Annotated in this window: 1 protein-coding gene; it reads left to right on the plus strand. The window is 72.2% G+C overall.

Features of this window, described 5'->3' with window-relative positions:
• On the plus strand, positions 1–643 hold a 643-nt coding region (locus Sru01_RS36430), incomplete at its 5' end, for a proprotein convertase P-domain-containing protein (RefSeq protein WP_203995292.1).
• Positions 644–695 lie beyond the last annotated feature (52 nt).

The raw sequence follows: 695 nt of genomic DNA on the forward strand, positions 1-695 counted from the left end.
CGACTTCTCGATGTCGCTGAGCCCGGCGTCCGGCTCGGTCACCGCCGGCGGCACCGCCACCGCCACCCTGGCCACCCAGACCACCTCCGGCACCGCCCAGAGCATCGCGCTGACCGCCGCCGGCCTGCCCGCCGGCGCCACCGCCACCCTCAACCCCACCACCGTCACCTCCGGCGGCAGCGCCACCCTCACCATCACCACCTCCTCCACCACCCCCAACGGCACCTACACCGTCACCGTCACCGGCACCGCCGCCAGCGGCACCCACACCGCCGCCTACACCCTCACCGTCGGCACCACCACCACCCGCACCTTCACCAACGGCACCGACTACCCGATCAGGGACCTGACCACCCTCACCAGCCCGATCACCTCCACCGCCACCGGCACCGCCGTCTCCCCCGTCAAGGTCACCGTCACCGCCGCCCACACCTGCGCCGAAGACCTCCGCATCCGGCTGCAAGGCCCCAACGGCACCTGGTACACCCTCGACACCAGCGGCGGCCTGTTCTGCACCTCCTACGGCACCCGCACCTACAACGCCTCGGTCACCCAGCAGGCCGCCGGCACCTGGACCCTGGAGATCACCGACCAGTACAGCCTCGACACCGGCACCCTCGACAGCTGGTCCATCACCCTCTGACCAGATACGCGAACGCCCCCGGGCCGGCCACCGGCCCGGGGGCTCCGTGCGT

This window comes from Sphaerisporangium rufum, from assembly GCF_016863395.1.
Lineage (GTDB): Bacteria > Actinomycetota > Actinomycetes > Streptosporangiales > Streptosporangiaceae > Sphaerisporangium > Sphaerisporangium rufum.